Origin of the sequence: Azospirillum sp. A26 (genome assembly GCF_042604635.1) — a bacterium.
GTDB classification, from domain to species: domain Bacteria; phylum Pseudomonadota; class Alphaproteobacteria; order Azospirillales; family Azospirillaceae; genus Azospirillum; species Azospirillum palustre.
In genome coordinates this window covers 894,683-910,591 of sequence record NZ_CP170473.1, presented here as the reverse complement: position 1 = coordinate 910,591, position 15,909 = coordinate 894,683, and the positions used below count along the sequence as shown (strand labels likewise).

Annotated in this window: 12 protein-coding genes; 10 read left to right on the top strand and 2 right to left on the bottom strand. The window is 66.0% G+C overall.

Annotation, left to right across the window (positions count from 1 at the left end; translation table 11 throughout):
• Window positions 1-58 precede the first annotated feature (58 nt).
• Together glgX and ABNQ39_RS18095 are read left to right on the top strand one after the other, a co-directional pair.
• Window positions 59-2,437: a glycogen debranching protein GlgX gene (glgX, locus tag ABNQ39_RS18100; protein WP_376962339.1), complete on the top strand. Its 2,379-nt coding sequence runs from the start codon at window positions 59-61 to the stop codon at window positions 2,435-2,437.
• A gap of 67 nt (window positions 2,438-2,504) precedes the next feature.
• The gene (locus ABNQ39_RS18095; RefSeq protein WP_376962337.1) at window positions 2,505-3,575 is read left to right on the top strand and encodes a zinc-binding metallopeptidase family protein; all 1,071 of its coding nucleotides are present in this window, start codon (window positions 2,505-2,507) and stop codon (window positions 3,573-3,575) included.
• Window positions 3,576-3,589: 14 nt separating this feature from the next.
• Here ABNQ39_RS18095 and ABNQ39_RS18090 read toward each other — a convergent pair whose 3' ends face one another.
• Window positions 3,590-5,281 carry a sensor domain-containing diguanylate cyclase gene (locus ABNQ39_RS18090; protein WP_376962335.1) on the bottom strand — a complete coding sequence of 564 codons (1,692 nt, stop codon included), beginning with the start codon at window positions 5,279-5,281 and terminating at the stop codon, window positions 3,590-3,592.
• Window positions 5,282-5,735: 454 nt separating this feature from the next.
• On the opposite strand from ABNQ39_RS18090, the gene ABNQ39_RS18085 reads away from it, so the two are divergent.
• The 6 genes from ABNQ39_RS18085 to ABNQ39_RS18060 all read left to right on the top strand — a co-directional run bounded on the left by ABNQ39_RS18085 (window position 5,736) and on the right by ABNQ39_RS18060 (window position 12,103).
• Window positions 5,736-6,842 carry a TRAP transporter substrate-binding protein gene (locus tag ABNQ39_RS18085; protein WP_376962333.1) on the top strand — a complete coding sequence of 369 codons (1,107 nt, stop codon included), beginning with the start codon at window positions 5,736-5,738 and terminating at the stop codon, window positions 6,840-6,842.
• A 336-nt stretch (window positions 6,843-7,178) separates the two neighbouring features.
• On the top strand, window positions 7,179-8,288 hold the full coding sequence (locus ABNQ39_RS18080; protein ID WP_109049521.1) for an ABC transporter ATP-binding protein: 1,110 nt from the start codon (window positions 7,179-7,181) through the stop codon (window positions 8,286-8,288).
• A gap of 67 nt (window positions 8,289-8,355) precedes the next feature.
• Window positions 8,356-9,402, top strand: a complete 1,047-nt coding sequence (locus ABNQ39_RS18075) for an ABC transporter substrate-binding protein (RefSeq protein ID WP_376962331.1) — start codon at window positions 8,356-8,358, stop codon at window positions 9,400-9,402.
• Between the two features lie 250 nt (window positions 9,403-9,652).
• Window positions 9,653-10,903 carry an ABC transporter permease gene (locus ABNQ39_RS18070; protein WP_376962329.1) on the top strand — a complete coding sequence of 417 codons (1,251 nt, stop codon included), beginning with the start codon at window positions 9,653-9,655 and terminating at the stop codon, window positions 10,901-10,903.
• Window positions 10,900-11,730, top strand: coding sequence for an ABC transporter permease (locus ABNQ39_RS18065; RefSeq protein WP_376962327.1), 831 nt, complete (start codon window positions 10,900-10,902; stop codon window positions 11,728-11,730). The genes ABNQ39_RS18070 and ABNQ39_RS18065 overlap by 4 nt, the downstream gene beginning before the upstream one ends.
• Window positions 11,731-11,821: 91 nt before the next feature.
• On the top strand, window positions 11,822-12,103 hold the full coding sequence (locus ABNQ39_RS18060) for a hypothetical protein (protein ID WP_376962324.1): 282 nt from the start codon (window positions 11,822-11,824) through the stop codon (window positions 12,101-12,103).
• 32 nt (window positions 12,104-12,135) lie between these two features.
• Here ABNQ39_RS18060 and ABNQ39_RS18055 read toward each other — a convergent pair whose 3' ends face one another.
• Entirely contained in the window at window positions 12,136-12,702 is a 567-nt protein-coding gene (locus tag ABNQ39_RS18055) for a cupin domain-containing protein (RefSeq protein ID WP_376962322.1), read from the bottom strand.
• A 219-nt stretch (window positions 12,703-12,921) separates the two neighbouring features.
• On the opposite strand from ABNQ39_RS18055, the gene ABNQ39_RS18050 reads away from it, so the two are divergent.
• Window positions 12,922-14,382, top strand: a complete 1,461-nt coding sequence (locus ABNQ39_RS18050) for an NAD-dependent succinate-semialdehyde dehydrogenase (protein WP_376962614.1) — start codon at window positions 12,922-12,924, stop codon at window positions 14,380-14,382.
• Between the two features lie 23 nt (window positions 14,383-14,405).
• On the top strand, window positions 14,406-15,695 hold the full coding sequence (gene gabT / locus ABNQ39_RS18045) for a 4-aminobutyrate--2-oxoglutarate transaminase (RefSeq protein WP_376962320.1): 1,290 nt from the start codon (window positions 14,406-14,408) through the stop codon (window positions 15,693-15,695).
• The last annotated feature ends 214 nt before the right edge of the window (window positions 15,696-15,909 follow it).

The window sequence follows — 15,909 nt, the reverse complement described above, 5'->3', positions numbered from 1 at the left end:
CCTCACTGTCCAGGAGCACCGAGTGTGACTTTCGATTCAGCCGGAGAAACGGGCGATCATGGCAAACATCCTGAAACAAGCAACACGGCTCGGTGAAGGATTGCCCTTTCCCCTGGGTGCTACATGGGACGGGCTTGGCGTCAACTTCGCCTTGTTTTCCGCGAACGCCACCAAGGTCGAACTGTGTCTGTTCGATGAAAGCGGCGAGGAGGAGCTTGAGCGCATCGAGCTTCCCGAATTCACCAACGAGATCTGGCACGGCTATCTGCCCGACGCCCGCCCCGGCCTGCTCTACGGCTACCGCGTGCATGGCCCCTACGAGCCTGAGAACGGCCACCGCTTCAACGCGAACAAGCTGCTGCTGGACCCCTACGCCAAAGAACTGGTCGGCGAGATCCGCTGGAACCCGGCCCATTTCGGCTATGTCATGGAGTCGGGCGACGACCTGACCTTCGACGAGCGCGACAGCGCGCCTTTCATGCCGAAGTGCAAGGTCATCGACCCCGCCTTCACCTGGGGCCGCGACCTCAAGCCCGGCACCGCCTGGGACCGCACCATCTTCTACGAAACCCATGTGAAGGGTTTCACCAAGCTGCATCCGGCGGTGCCCGACAGCCTGCGCGGCACCTATGGCGGCATGGCGGTGAAGGAGGTCGTCGACTACATCAAGTCGCTCGGCGTCACCTCGGTGGAGCTGCTGCCGGTCCATGCCTTCGTCCAGGACCAGCATCTGGTCGATAAGGGGCTGGCCAACTACTGGGGCTACAACTCCATCGGCTTCTTCGCGCCGGAGCCGCGCTATGCCGCGTCGGGCAACACGATCAAGGAATTCAAGGAGATGGTCGCCCATCTCCACAATGCCGGGCTGGAGGTGATCCTCGACGTCGTCTACAACCACACGGCCGAGGGCAACGAGCGCGGGCCGACCCTGTCCTTCAAGGGCATCGACAACGCCTCCTACTACCGCCTGCTGCCGGACCAGAAACGCTACTACATCAACGAGACGGGGACCGGGAACACCGTCAATCTCAGCCATCCGCGCGTGTTGCAGATGGTGACCGACAGCCTGCGCTACTGGGCGACGGAGATGCATGTCGACGGCTTCCGCTTCGACCTCGCCACCATCCTCGGCCGCGAGCCCTACGGCTTCGACGAGGGCGGCGGTTTCCTCGACAGCTGTTTGCAGGACCCGATCCTCAACAGCGTCAAGCTGATCGCCGAGCCGTGGGACTGCGGCCCCGGCGGCTATCAGGTCGGCAACTTCCCGCCGGGCTGGGCGGAGTGGAACGACAAGTTCCGCGACACCGTCCGGGCCTTCTGGAAGGGCGACGAGGGCAAGCTGCCGGAGGTGGCGCCGCGGCTCTGCGGTTCGGGCGATGTCTTCAACAAGCGCGGGCGCAAGCCGTGGGCCAGCGTCAACTTCATCACTGCCCATGACGGCTACACGCTGAACGACCTCGTCTCCTACAACGACAAGCACAACGAGGCGAACGGCGAGGGCAACAACGACGGCCATTCCCACAACCTGTCCTGGAACCATGGGGCGGAGGGGCCGACCGACGATCCGGAGATCAGGTCGCTCCGCGAACGGCAGAAGCGCAACCTGCTGGCGACGCTGCTGCTGTCGCAGGGCTCGCCGATGCTGCTGGCCGGCGACGAATTCGGCAACACCCAGCACGGCAACAACAACGCCTATTGCCAGGACAACGAGACGGCTTGGCTGAACTGGGACGACATCGACGAGGACGGCCAGTCGCTGATCGAGTTCGTCCGCCGCGTCATCGCCATCCGCCAGTCCTTCCCCATGCTGCGCCGGGGCCGTTTCCTGTCGGGCGAATACAACGCCGAGTTCGACGTGAAGGACGTCACCTGGCTGACCCCCGCCGGCGACGAGATGGAGGAGGGCCACTGGCACGACGGCAACGCCCGCTGCCTCGGCATGCTCCTGGACGGCCGCGCCCAGGCCAGCGGCATCAAGCGCCCGGCGATGGATGCCACCCTGCTGCTGGTCATCAATTCCCACCATGACGTGGTGGAGTTCACCCTGCCGGAAGTGACCGGCGGCAGCGTCTGGCGCTGCCTGCTCGACACCAACCTGCCCGACCCGGACGAGGTGCCGCGCGTCAAGACCGGCGAGGGCTATATGGTGACCGGCCGCTCGCTGCTGCTGCTGGCGCTGGAGCCGGACGGCAAGACCTCTTTCGCGCTCCGCCGCGCCGCCCGTGCCCTGCGCAACGTCGCCGAGAGCCCGACCCTGTCCTTCGGCGAGGAGACCGCCGAGACGGCGAAGCCGTCGGAGATCGTTGAGACGGCGAAGCCGGCTGAGACCCCGGCTGAGACCGTCAAGGCTGGGAAGACGAAGGAGCCGGCCGAGGCCGAAGCGGCTGCGGAGCCCGCACCGGCAACGGGCGACGCGCCCGCGAAGACATCCAGCTGACCCATCGCCTTGTTTCCCCCTCTCCCCGCACGGGAGAGGGGGCCTCCCGGACCCCGGATCGCCCGCCATGAAACTCTACGAATGCCAGAACTGCCACCAGCCTCTCTACTTCGAGAACACGCTGTGCGAGCGCTGCGGCTACCGGCTCGGCTATCTGCCGGATGTGGGAACGCTGTCGGCCATCGACCCCACCGACCATGATGGGGTGTGGAGCGCACTTGCCACCAGCGAACCGCTCTACAAATTCTGCGCGAATGCCGAGCTGGACGCCTGCAACTGGATGCTGCCGGCCGATTCGGCCGACACCCACTGCGCCGCCTGCCGGCACAACCACATCATCCCCGACCTGTCCGACACCGACAACCTGACGCGCTGGCGCAAGCTGGAACTGGCCAAGCATCACCTGTTCTACACCCTGACCAACCTGAAGCTGCCCTTGCAGACCCGGATCGAGAATCCGGAGGAGGGGCTGGCCTTCGATTTCCTGACCGACACGGTGGCCCCCGACGGCACGGTGACGCCGGTTCTGACCGGCCATGCCAACGGCCTGATCACCATCAATGTCGCCGAGGCCGACGATGCCGAGCGCGAGAAGCGCCGCACCGAGATGGGCGAGCCCTACCGCACGCTGCTCGGCCATTTCCGGCACGAGATCGGCCATTACATCTGGGACCGTCTGGTGCGCGACGACCCGGCGCTGCTGGAGCGGTTCCGCGCCCTGTTCGGCGACGAGCGGGAGGATTACGGCGAGGCGCTGAAGCGCCATTACGCCAACGGCGCGCCGGCCGACTGGCAGGCCAACTTCGTCAGCACCTATGCCACCGCCCACCCGTGGGAGGATTTCGCCGAGACCTGGGCGCACTATCTGCACATCGTCGACACGCTGGAGACCGCCCGCGCCTTCGGGCTGAAGATCCGGCCGCGCATCACCGAGGGGGCCGAACTGGAGGCGGAGGTCGACTTCAACCCGCACAAGGCCCGGCGGATCGAGGATCTGATCGAACCGTGGCTGCCTCTGACCTATGCGGTCAACAGCCTGAACCGCAGCATGGGCCAGCCGGACCTCTACCCCTTCATCCTGTCGCCCGCGGTGATCGAGAAGCTGGGCTTCATGAACGGGATGGTTCGGGGGCTGTAGGCTATGCCCCCTTCCTAACCCTCCGCCCCCATCACCGACCGGATCCAGCGCACCGCGCGGTTGCGCCCGTCGCGTTTCGCCTTGTAGAGCGCGGCGTCGGCGTGGCGCATCACCGTCGCCATGTCGCGATCGTCCTCCGGCCAGGAGGCGATGCCGATGGAACAGCCGACCCTGACTCTCTCGCCGTTGAACGACACCGGTTCGTTGACGGCGGCGATGATCCGGGCGGCCAGTTCCGCGGTGTCCGGGGCCGGGCGGCCGGCGCGGCGGGGAAGCACGGCGGCGAACTCGTCGCCGCCCAGCCGGGCGACGACGTCGTCGTCGCGGAAGATGCTGGCCAGCCGGCCGCCGATCTGGCGCAGCACGACGTCGCCGGCATCGTGGCCCAGCCGGTCGTTCACCGGCTTGAAGCCGTCGAGATCGATGTACATCACCGTCGCCGAGCCGCCGCCCGTGCCGGTGGAGGCCTCGACATACTGCTCGAAATAGCGCCGGTTCGGCAGCGCCGTCAGCCGGTCCTCGTAGGCGATGTCCTCCAGCCGCATCAGCGCGGCGTCCTTATTGGTCAGGCTGTCGATCATCTCGCGCAGTGCCGCCGAAAGCCGGCGGATCTCCGCCGCACCGCCGACATCGGGGATCGCGACGCCGCGCTCGCCCTTGCCGATCTGTTCGGCGGCATCGGCGATGGCGCCCAGCGGACGGGCAATGCGGCCGGCGGCGATCCAGCCGAGTCCGCTGAACAGCAGGGCCAGCAGCGCACCAACCCCGACGATCATCGTCCGCAGGCGGTCGGTTTCGGCATAGACGATGTCGGCCGGCTGGCTGGCGACGACGGTCCAGCCCAACCCGGCGTAATCGTGCAGTCCCTTGCCATGGGCGACGCCGGTCACATAGGTGATGCCGTCGGGCCAGACCTCGCTGCGCCAGCCGTCGCGCTGCCTGGAGGTCAGCGTCGCCACCGGCAGGGGTTTCCCGACGGCCGAATCGGGTCCGATCAGCACGGTGCCGTCGGCCGACAGGATATAGAGCGTCAGTCCCTTGTGGTCGGTGAGCGGTTCGACCAGCTGCCGGATCAGGGCATGCGCCCATTCCCAGCTGTAATGGGTCGCCAGCACCCCCACAATGCTGCCGTCCGCCTTTTGCAGCGGGGCGGACACATCGACGAATTTCGGCGTCTCGCCTTCCAGATAGGGCACCTTGCCGCGCAGCGCCACCGCCTCGTGCACGTCGCCGACGAACAGGCCCTTCATGCCTTCCTGATGGACCGGACGGCTGGAGATGTCGGCCCCCATCAGCAACCCGTTGGACGCGGCGACCACCCGCCCGTTCACATCGGTCATGCCGATCCAGGCGATGGTCGGGTCGCGGCGCTTCAACTCGTCGATGGTCGATTGCGCCACCGCCGGATCCTTCAGCGCCTCGATGCGCGACAGCGCGGCGATCTGGTTGGCGCGCGCCCACATGGTCGAATCGAGCTGCCGCGCCAGCGATTGCGCCAGTCCGGTCATCGAGTTGCCGACCTCCTTGGCCAGCGCGTCCGCCGCACCGTTGCCGATCACCAGCCCCTTCACCAGCGTCGAGCCGAGCAGCAGGACGGCGACGGTGACCGCAACCGTCGCCCGCAACCCGATGGCCCGGCCCGGCTTGCGGGCCGGCCTGCTGCGCTCTCCGGCAGTGCTGCCGCTCGGCTGTCCGATGGCCGTCATCGTGGCATGATCCTTTCGGGCGATCTCGGCCCAGGCCGGATAAGGAACGGTCGGTGGAGACCGTCTATCATCTCAGCCCTTTAGAAAGGGTCAAGCGGAACCATGACTTTACTGTGCAATCTGCAGGCGTATCCAGCCGCGCTCCGGACCCGTTTCGAGCGCATGGCGATCAAAAAAGTTCGCAAAGCTGACTTTCAGCATATTGCGTAAAAAGGAAAAGGCCGCTAGCAATACAGCCGCGGCCCGAGTTTAGGGAGGAAACGCCTGAAAGGCGATAGAAACAACAAATAATGCTGCGTCGCCGAAAATCCAGCCCGATGAGGCTGGATTTTTCGTTTCTGCCGCAAGAATCTTCCTCTCAATCCCGCCGCCCCGTCAATGGGGGATTCCCCGGCCGGTTGGTTGCGCTATCATGTCGGCCCAACGAACCATAAGATCGGGAAGAGTCCTCATCATGAAACGGCGTGCGTTTCTCACCAGCGCCGGCGTCGGCCTTGCCGCCGCCGGGACCGCCGGGACCGTCGCGGCTCCGGCCATCGCGCAGTCCTCCCAGCCCGAGATCAAGTGGCGCATGGCGTCGAGCTATCCCAAGAGCCTCGACACCATCTATGGCGCGGCCGAATTCATCGCCAGGCGCGTGTCCGACGCCACCGACGGCAAGTTCCAGATCCGCACCTTCGCGGCTGGCGAGATCGTCCCGGCGTTGCAGGTGCTGGACGCCGTGCAGAACGGCACGGTCGAGTGCGGCCAGTCGGCGGCCTATTTCTATGTCGGCAAGGATCCGACCTTCTGCTTCGACACTGCCATGCCCTTCGGCCTGAACACCCGCCAGCACATCGCCTGGATGATGCATGGCGGCGGGCTGGAACTGATGCGGGAGGTGTTCAAGGACTACAACATCCACCACATCCCCGCCGGCAACACCGGCGCCCAGATGGGCGGCTGGTTCCGCAAGGAGATCAAAAGCCTGGACGATCTGAAGGGCCTGAAGATGCGCATCGGCGGTCTGGTCGGCCAGATCCTGACGCCCTTCGGTCTCGTGCCCCAGCAGCTCGGCGGCGGCGACATCTATCCGGCGCTGGAGCGCGGCACCATCGATGCGGCGGAGTTCGTCGGTCCCTACGACGACGAGAAGCTCGGCTTCCACAAGGTCGCCAAATACTACTACTACCCCGGCTGGTGGGAGGGCTCGGCCCAGATCCCGCTGATGTTCAACATGCAGGCCTGGGAATCCCTGCCGAAATCCTACCAGACGATCCTGGAGCAGGCCTGCTGGGAGGCCAACAGCTGGATGATCGCCAAGTACGACACGCTGAACGCCGCGGCGCTGAAGCGTCTGGTCGGTGCCGGCGCGGTGCTGCGTCCCTTCCCGCGCGACATGATGCAGGCCTGCGAGAAGGCGGCGTTCGAATTCTACGACAAGCTGGCCGCCAGCAATCCCCGCTTCAAGAAGGTCTATGACGGCTGGAAGCCGTTCCTGGAGCAGGAGCGCCTGTGGTTCCGCGTTGCCGAGAACGGCTTCGACAGCTTCGTCTACAGCCAGGCGGCCCAGCAGCGCTGACCGCCCGGTGCCTTCGGGCAACGATATGAATCCGGGGCGGATCGCCTGCGGCGATTCGCCCCGGCTTTCATGGCAAACACTGATTTTCATGCCGCCGTATGTCCGCTATCTCGATCATCGGTCTTCTCAATCGCACGCGGATGGAGCACACTGGCGGTCTAAGTGTGGGCATCGCCTTCGCATTTGCACAAAAATTCGGCAGACTGTTGAATTGATCAAGACATAGTCATTCCTCTTGTCTATTTTCTTAAACGCGTGTTACCGTCAGGGCCAGAAAGACGGACCGGGCCGGGGCGGCGTACCCGGCCGCAGGTCGCCTGTGACGGGAGCGGACGGATGGACGGCGGGATGATCGCGACGACAGATACCCTGGTGCGCTTCACCGGGGTGCAGAAGACCTACGATGGCGAGCATCTCGTGGTGAAAAGCCTCGATCTCGACATTCGCAAGGGCGAATTCCTGACGCTGCTGGGGCCGTCGGGGTCGGGCAAGACCACCACGCTGATGATGCTGGCCGGGTTCGAGGTGCCGACCCATGGCGACATCTTCATCGGCGACCGGCCGATCAAGAACGTGCCGCCGCACAAGCGCGACATCGGCATGGTCTTCCAGAACTACGCCCTGTTCCCCCACCTGACCATCGAGGAAAACGTCGCCTTCCCGCTGTCGGTCCGCGGCGTTTCCAAGGCGGAAACCAAGGATCGGGTGCGGGCCGCGCTCGACATGATCAAGCTCGGCAACCTCGCCGGCCGCCGTCCCGGCCAGCTGTCGGGCGGCCAGCAGCAGCGTGTGGCGCTCGCCCGTGCCCTGGTCTTCAATCCCGCCCTGGTGCTGATGGACGAGCCGCTGGGCGCGCTCGACAAGCGCCTGCGCGAGCATATGCAGCTGGAGATCAAGCGCCTGCACGAGACGATGGGCCTGACCGTCGTCTACGTCACCCACGACCAGGGCGAGGCGCTGACGATGTCCGACCGCATCGCGGTCTTCAACGACGGCATCGTCCAGCAGATCGACCGGCCGGATGCGCTGTACGAGCGGCCGGTGAACAGCTTCGTCGCCAACTTCATCGGCGAGAACAATGTTCTGAGCGGGGTTGTCGAAAATATCGAACAGGGCTGGGCGCGGGTCGCGCTGGATGCCGGCGGTTCGGTGGTGGCGCAGGCGGTGAACATCGGCGGCGCCGGCAACCGCACCTCGCTGTCGCTCCGCCCGGAACGCGTGGCCATCGAGACCGGCGACAGCGGCGACAGCACGATGAACCGGCTGCCGGCGACGCTGACCGACCTGATCTATCTCGGCGACCACACGCTGGCGGTGCTGAGCACCCCGGCCAACCCGGAATTCATGGTCAAGCTGCCGGCCGGCTCCTACGCCGGCCTGGTGCCGGGCCAGGACGTCTACATCGCTTTCCGCCCGGAGGACTGCCGGGCGCTCGATCCGGTCTGAGGACGTGGTTCCTCGGCACCAGGGTGCCTTCCAGCAACAACAACCACGACGAATAAGGACGGGGATCATGTCGAAGATTAAGGTGGCTCTCGGTTTCGCTGCGACCTTCACCGCCCTCACGGCCCTGTCATCGGCGGCCAGCGCCCGCGACCTCACCGTCGTGTCGTGGGGCGGCGCCTATCAGGACGTCCAGAAGAAGGTGTATTTCGAGCCGTTCAAGGCCACCGGCACGGCGATGAACGACGAGTCCTGGGACGGCGGCGTCGGCGTCCTGCGCGCCAAGGTCCAGGGCGGCGCCTCGACCTGGGACGTGGTGCAGGTCGAGAGCGAGGAACTGGCGCTCGGCTGCGACGAGGGCCTGTACGAGAAGATGAACTTCTCCAAGATCGGCGGCGAGGATTCCTATCTGCCGTCGACCGTCAACGCCTGCGGCGTCGGCGCCATCGTCTATGACTTTGTCCTGGGCTACGACAAGGACAAGCTGAAGGACGCGCCGAAGAGCTGGGCCGATTTCTTCGACACCAAGAAGTATCCGGGCAAGCGCGGCCTGCGCCAGGGCGCCAAGACCACGCTGGAAATCGCCCTGATGGCCGACGGTGTCGCGCCTGCCGACGTCTACAAGGTTCTGGGCACCGAGGCCGGCATCGACCGCGCCTTCAAGAAGCTCGACACCATCAAGAACGACATCGTCTGGTGGAAGGCCGGCGCCCAGCCGCCGCAGCTGCTGGCTTCGGGCGAAGTGGCGATGACCTCGGTCTACAACGGCCGCATCGACGCCGCCAACAAGAACGAGAAGAAGAACTTCGGCATGGTGTGGAACGGTGCGCTATACACCGTCGACAGCTGGGTCATCCTGAAGGGCAGCCCGAACCAGGACGCCGCCTACAAGTTCCTGAGCTTCGTCGGCAAGCCGGAGAACCAGGCCAAGCTGTCCGAAGGCATCGCCTACGGCACCTCGAACAAGAAGGCCCCGTCGCTGCTGCAGAAGGCGGTCCTGACCGACCTGCCGACCGCGCCGGACAACATGAAGAACGCGATCGAGATCAACACCGACTTCTGGCTGGAGAACATCGACCGCCTGACCGAGCGCTTCAACAAGTGGGCGGCGAAGTAAGCGTCTGAGCTGTATTTCCCTCTCCCGCCTATCGCACGAACTTTGTTTGTGCTGACGGCGTCAGGCGGATCGAAGATCTGCCGATAGCCCGGGAGAGGGAAGGGGCCCGCCGCGACGCGGTGGGAAGGGTGAGGGGCACCGCAAGAATCCCGAACCGCATGGTTCCTTGGATCACCCCTCACCCGGCGCCTTCGGCGCCACCCTCTCCCGGGGCGGGAGAGGGAAGGGACTTTCCAACAGGACAATGCCGATGACAGCCGCATTCGTTGCCGGCGCCGACGTGCCGTTGAAGCGTCGATTGAAACGGGCAGAGCGGGCCCGGCAGTTCCGTGCGCTGGGTCTGGTGCTGCCGCTGCTGGCCTTCCTGCTGTTCACCTTCGTCGTGCCGCTCGCCGGCATGATCTGGAAGTCGGCCGACGACTGGGAGGTGCCGCAGGTGATGCCGCAGACCGTCGCGGCGCTGGAGCATTGGAACGGCCAGGGCCTGCCCGACGAGGCCGCCTTCGCCGCACTCGCCGCCGACATGCGCACCGCGCGCGAGGCCGGAACGCTGGCCGTCGCGGCCAAGCGGCTGAACTACATCGTCAACGGCTACCGCACGACTCTGCTCTCCACCGCGCGCAAGCTGAAGGAGCAGCCCGCTCCCGGCACCGCGAAGGAGACGATGATCGGCCTCTCGCCCGCCTGGGGCGAGCGCGAAAGCTGGACGGCGATCAAGAGCGCCAGCGGCCCGGTCACCAGCTATTACCTGCTGGCCGCGGTCGACCTGACCCGCAATGCCGACGGCGCCATCGTGGCCGCCCCGCCGGATCAGGCGATCTACCGCGACGTCTTCATCCGCACCTTCACCATCGGCTTCGGCGTCACCGCGCTCTGCCTGATCCTCGGCTTCCCGGTCGCCTATCTGCTGGCGAACCTGCCGACCGGCCGGTCGAACCTGCTGATGATCTTCGTTCTGCTGCCCTTCTGGACCTCGCTTCTGGTGCGTACCTGCGCCTGGATCGTGATCCTGCAGAGCGAGGGCATCGTCAACGGCTCGCTGCAATGGCTGGGCGTGATCGACGAGCCGATGCGGCTGATCTACAACCGCTTCGGCGTCTACATGGCGATGACCCATGTGCTGCTGCCCTTCATGATCTTGCCGCTCTACAGCGTCATGCGCGGCATCTCGCCGGCCTATATGCGCGCCGCCGCCTCGCTGGGCGCGCCGCCGGCGACCGCCTTCATGCGCATCTACCTGCCGCAGACCATTCCGGGCATCGGCGCCGGCTGCCTGCTCGTCTTCATCCTGGCCATCGGCTACTACATCACGCCGGCGCTGGTCGGCGGGGCCGCCGACCAGATGATTTCGTCCTTCATCGCCTTCTACACCACGGAAACGGTCAACTGGGGCCTCGCCTCGGCGCTGGGTGCGGTTCTGCTGCTCTCCACGCTGGTGCTGGCGCTGGTCTACGGCAAGCTGGCGCTCGGCCGCCAGACGACGGGAGGTCTGAAGAATTGAGCGCGAACCATTCCCCCCAGACCGCCAGCCAGCGTTTTGCCTGGATGGCGACAATCGTCGCCTCCACGCTGGTGTTCATCTTCCTGATGGCGCCGATCCTGGCGATCGTGCCGCTCTCCTTCAGCTCCAGCACCTACCTGACCTATCCGCTGCCCGGCCTGTCGCTGCGCTGGTACGAGGATTTCCTCGGCTCCGCCCGCTGGATGAACGCGCTGAAGAACAGCGTCATCATCGGCGTGGCGTCGTCCATGCTGTCGATGGCGCTGGGCACGCTGGCCTCGCTGGGTCTGGCCCAGTGGAAGAGCAAGTGGAAGCCGCTGGTGCTGGCCGTCGTGCTGTCGCCGATGGTGGTCCCGGTGGTCATCACTGCGGTCGGCGTCTATTTCTTCTTCGCGCCGCTGGGTCTGACCGGCAACTATCTCGGCCTGATCCTGGTCCACACCGCGCTGGCGACCCCCTTCGTCGTCATCACCGTGTCGGCGACCCTGCAGAGCTTCGACATGACGCTGGCGAAGGCCGCCGCTTCGCTGGGCGCGCCGCCGCTGCTGACCTTCCGCAAGGTGATCCTGCCGCTGATCCTGCCGGGTCTGGCGTCGGGTGCCCTGTTCGCCTTCGCCACCAGCTTCGACGAGGTGGTGACGGTGCTGTTCCTCGCCGGGCCGGAGCAGCGCACGCTGCCGCGTGAGATGTTCAGCGGCATCCGCGAGAACATCAGCCCCACCATCACCGCGGTGGCGGTGGTGCTGACGGTGATCTCGGTCTGCATGCTGTCGACGCTGGAAATCCTGCGCCGGCGCAACGAGCGGCTGAAGGGGAAGGCGGAGTAGGGGGCCTGTAGAGCGGCGGCGGCATCGCCGTGGTGGAAAGTCCGGCCGCTCTGCCCTATCTTTTCGGTGGTTGTTGTGATGAGGGATCGCGATGTCCGCTGTGCCGTTCGACACGTTGCGCTTTGCCACGAAACTGCAAGCCGGCGGCTTCTCGGTGGAGCAGGCGCGCGCAGCGGCGGAGGCTTTCGCCGAAGCGACGAGCCAGGAAATCGCGACCAAGGCCGACATCGCCAGCTTGCGCAACGATATCCGCAGCGATGGTCAGATCATGGAGCGGGACCTGAAAATCTGGTTCGGCAAGATGATGGCATGGCAGCTCACCGCGATAGCCGGCCTATTGGGCATCGCGACCGCGGTGGTCAAGCTGATCTGATCCGGCGTGATTCGATCCGGTGGAGGCAGCCGTTACAGATAGGGCGGGGTGCAGGCGCTGATCACCTCGCACTCCACGTCGCCGATGTTGCGGAAGCGGTGGCTGACGCGGCTGTCGAAGAAATAGGCGTCGCCGGGGCCGAGAAGCTGCTTGCGGTCACCCACCGTCAGCTCGATCTGGCCCTTGATGACGATGCCGCCTTCCTCTCCCTCGTGCTGGAGCATGGTGCGGCCGGTGTCGGCGCCGGGGGCGTAGCGTTCGTGGAGGATTTGCAGGTTGCGGCTGCGCAGGTCGCCGACCTGCCGGAAGGAAACCTGGCCGACCGTGCCCTTCAGCTCGCCGGCCAGTTCGATCAGCTCGTCGCCCTTGAAGAAGATCTGCTCGGGCGGCGGCAGGTCATCGGAGGAGAAGAATTCGGCCAGGGTCATCGGGATGCCCTGAAGCACCTTGCGCAGCGACGACACGGACGGGCTGCTGCGGTTCTGCTCGATCAGAGAGATCGTGCCGTTGGTCACTCCGGCCCGCTGGGCGAGCGCCCGCTGCGACAGCCCATGCTGCTCGCGGATCTGCTTCAACCTGGCGCCGACATCGAATTCCATCACCGGACTCCTGCTCCTCACCCACTCTAGGCAATAGCCCATTCGCGCAACCCCGTCATTAGAATATGAACAGCTAAACAGGGGTTGTTTAATTTATTAAACATGGTAGGCTTCTGTCCAAGGTCCAGGCCCCCGCGCAGGAAATCCTTGATTACCAAGGAAGTTTTCGCCGGGCGTGGCCGGCCGGTTCCATATTCCTTCATCCAGGGCGGATCGAACATGCTGTCGCTGAACGACCAGGGCCTTCTCCGAACCAAGGGCTACGTGAACGGTGCGTGGCGCGCGGCCGATTCCGGGAAGAGCTTCCCGGTCACCAATCCCGCCACCGGCGCCGTCATCGCCGAAGTGTCCGACATGGGCGCCGCCGAGACGCGCGCGGCCATCGACGCCGCCAACGCCGCCCTGCCGGGCTGGAAGGCCAAGACCGCCAAGGAGCGCGCGGTCATCATGCGCCGCTGGTACGAGCTGATCCTCGCGGCGCAGGAGGATCTGGCCCAGCTGATGACCGCCGAGCAGGGCAAGCCGCTGACCGAATCGCGTGGCGAGGTCGTCTATGGCGCGTCCTTCATCGAGTGGTTCGCGGAGGAGGGCAAGCGCGCCTACGGCGACGTGATCCCCAGCTTCGCCGCCAACAAGCGCATCGTCGTGCTGAAGGAGGCCATCGGCGTCGTCGCGGCGATCACGCCGTGGAACTTCCCGAACGCCATGATCACCCGCAAGGTGGCTCCGGCGCTGGCCGCCGGCTGCACCGTGGTGGTCAAGCCGGCCGAGGACACCCCGCTGTCGGCGCTGGCGCTGGCCGAGCTGGCCGAGCGCGCCGGTTTCCCGGCCGGCGTCTTCAACATCGTCATGGGCAGCGAGCCGGCCGCCATCGGCAACGAGCTGACCCACAGCCCCATCGTCCGCAAGGTCAGCTTCACCGGCTCGACCGAGGTCGGCAAGCTGCTGATGCGGCAGGCCGCCAGCACGGTCAAGAAGGTGTCGCTGGAGCTGGGCGGCAACGCCCCCTTCATCGTCTTCGACGACGCCGACCTGGACGAGGCGGTCAAGGGCGCCATGGCGTCGAAGTACCGCAATGCCGGCCAGACCTGCGTCTGCGCCAACCGCCTGCTGGTCCAGGCCGGCGTCTATGACGCCTTCGCCGCCAAGCTGGCCGAGGCCGTCAAGGCGCTGAAGGTCGGCGACGGCACCGAGGCCGGCGTCACCCAGGGTCCGCTGATCAACGCCGACGCCATCGCCAAGGTGGAAGAGCTGATGGGCGATGCGCTGGAGAAGGGCGCCACCGTCGCCCTCGGCGGCAAGCGCCACGCGCTGGGCGGCACCTTCTTCGAGCCGACCATCCTGACCGGCATCACCACCGAGATGCGTGTCGCCCGCGAGGAGATCTTCGGCCCGGTCGCCCCGCTGTTCAAGTTCGAGACGGAAGAGGACGCCATCCGCATGGCGAACGACACCGAGTTCGGGCTTGCCGCCTATTTCTACAGCCGCGACATCGGCCGTGTCTGGCGCGTGGCGGAAAAGCTGGAATACGGCATCGTCGGCATCAACGAGGGCATCATCTCGACCGAAGTGGCTCCCTTCGGCGGCGTCAAGGAGTCCGGCATCGGCCGCGAAGGCTCCAAGTACGGCCTCGATGATTTCATGGAAGTCAAGTATCTCTGCGTCGGCCTCGGCGCCTGACCGTCGTCAAAGGAAAAGCGAACATGACCACCAACCAGTCCTTCGTCGCCCGTCGCGAGGCCGCCGTCTCCCGTGGCATTTCCGCCGGCATGCCCTTCTACATCGACCGCGCTGAGAATGCCGAGATGTGGGATGTCGAGGGCAAGCGCTTCATCGATTTCGCCGGCGGCATCGCCGTGCTGAACACCGGCCACCGCCATCCGAAGGTGATGGAGGCGGTGAAGGCGCAGCTGGAGCGTTTCACCCACACCTGCGCGATGGTCACGCCCTATGACAGCTTCGTCGAGCTGGCGGAGAAGCTGAACGCGCTGGTCCCCGGCCCGACGCCGAAGAAGACCGCCTTCTTTACCACCGGCGCCGAGGCGGTCGAGAACGCCGTCAAGGTCGCCCGCGCCGCCACCGGCCGTCCGGGCGTGGTCGCCTTCTCCGGCGGCTTCCACGGCCGCACGCTGCTGACCATGGGCCTGACCGGCAAGGTCGTGCCCTACAAGGTCGGCTTCGGTCCGTTCCCGGCCGAGATCTTCCACGTGCCGTTCCCCAACGCCTACCGCGGCATCAGCGAGGCGGAGAGCCTGAAGGCGCTGGACAACCTGTTCAAGTCCGACGTCGATCCGGCCCGCGTCGCCGCGATCATCATCGAGCCGGTGCAGGGCGAGGGCGGCTTCAACATCGCCAGCCCGTCCTTCCTCCAGTCGCTGCGCGCGGTCTGCGACAAGCACGGCATCGTCATGATCGTCGACGAGATCCAGACCGGCTTCGCCCGCACCGGCAAGATGTTCGCCTTCGAGCATGCCGGGATCGAGCCGGACCTCGTCACCATGGCGAAGAGCTTGGCCGGCGGCTTCCCGCTGTCGGCGCTGACCGGCAAGGCGGCGCTGATGGATGCCCCGATCCCCGGCGGCCTCGGCGGCACCTATGCCGGCAGCCCGCTGGCGACCACCGCCGCGCTGGCCGTCATCAACGTCATCGAGGAAGAGAAGCTGGTCGAGCGCAGCGAGCAGCTGGGCGAGCGCATCGCCGGCCGCTTCCGCACCATGGCCCAGCGCAACAGCCTGTCGGTGATCGGCGACGTCCGCAACCTGGGCGCCATGGTCGCCATGGAGCTGGTGACCGACCGCGAGACCAAGGAGCCGGCGGCCGACCTGACCAAGGCGCTGGTCGCCAAGGCGGCGGAAAAGGGCCTGATCCTGCTGTCCTGCGGCACCTACGCCAACGTCATCCGCATCCTGGTCCCGCTGACCGCCTCCGATGCCCTGGTCGATGAAGGCCTGGACATCATCGAGCGCTCGCTGGAAGAACTGGTGTCGGCGTAACCTCTTCCGCCCCCAAAGCCCCCTCTCCCCCCCCGGGGAGAGGGAAGGGGCCCAAGCTTCGCTTGGGAAGGGTGAGGGGGACGCATGGCGAGGACTATCAGGACGCGCGGAGCGCCGGCATCGTCGCTGGTGTTCCGCTACGCATCCCCCTCACCCTAACCCTCTCCCCGGGGGGAGAGGGGACTCAAGGGCGGGGGGAGCCAATAAACAGGAG

What these genes read in the sequence shown, in the direction of transcription:
- glgX (WP_376962339.1), top strand. Translation starts at nt 59, where the DNA reads ATGGCAAACATCCTGAAACAAGCAACACGGCTCGGTGAAGGATTGCCC.
- ABNQ39_RS18095 (WP_376962337.1), top strand. Translation starts at nt 2,505, where the DNA reads ATGAAACTCTACGAATGCCAGAACTGCCACCAGCCTCTCTACTTCGAG.
- ABNQ39_RS18090 (WP_376962335.1), bottom strand. Translation starts at nt 5,281, where the DNA reads ATGACGGCCATCGGACAGCCGAGCGGCAGCACTGCCGGAGAGCGCAGC.
- ABNQ39_RS18085 (WP_376962333.1), top strand. Translation starts at nt 5,736, where the DNA reads ATGAAACGGCGTGCGTTTCTCACCAGCGCCGGCGTCGGCCTTGCCGCC.
- ABNQ39_RS18080 (WP_109049521.1), top strand. Translation starts at nt 7,179, where the DNA reads ATGGACGGCGGGATGATCGCGACGACAGATACCCTGGTGCGCTTCACC.
- ABNQ39_RS18075 (WP_376962331.1), top strand. Translation starts at nt 8,356, where the DNA reads ATGTCGAAGATTAAGGTGGCTCTCGGTTTCGCTGCGACCTTCACCGCC.
- ABNQ39_RS18070 (WP_376962329.1), top strand. Translation starts at nt 9,653, where the DNA reads ATGACAGCCGCATTCGTTGCCGGCGCCGACGTGCCGTTGAAGCGTCGA.
- ABNQ39_RS18060 (WP_376962324.1), top strand. Translation starts at nt 11,822, where the DNA reads ATGTCCGCTGTGCCGTTCGACACGTTGCGCTTTGCCACGAAACTGCAA.
- ABNQ39_RS18055 (WP_376962322.1), bottom strand. Translation starts at nt 12,702, where the DNA reads ATGGAATTCGATGTCGGCGCCAGGTTGAAGCAGATCCGCGAGCAGCAT.
- ABNQ39_RS18050 (WP_376962614.1), top strand. Translation starts at nt 12,922, where the DNA reads ATGCTGTCGCTGAACGACCAGGGCCTTCTCCGAACCAAGGGCTACGTG.
- gabT (WP_376962320.1), top strand. Translation starts at nt 14,406, where the DNA reads ATGACCACCAACCAGTCCTTCGTCGCCCGTCGCGAGGCCGCCGTCTCC.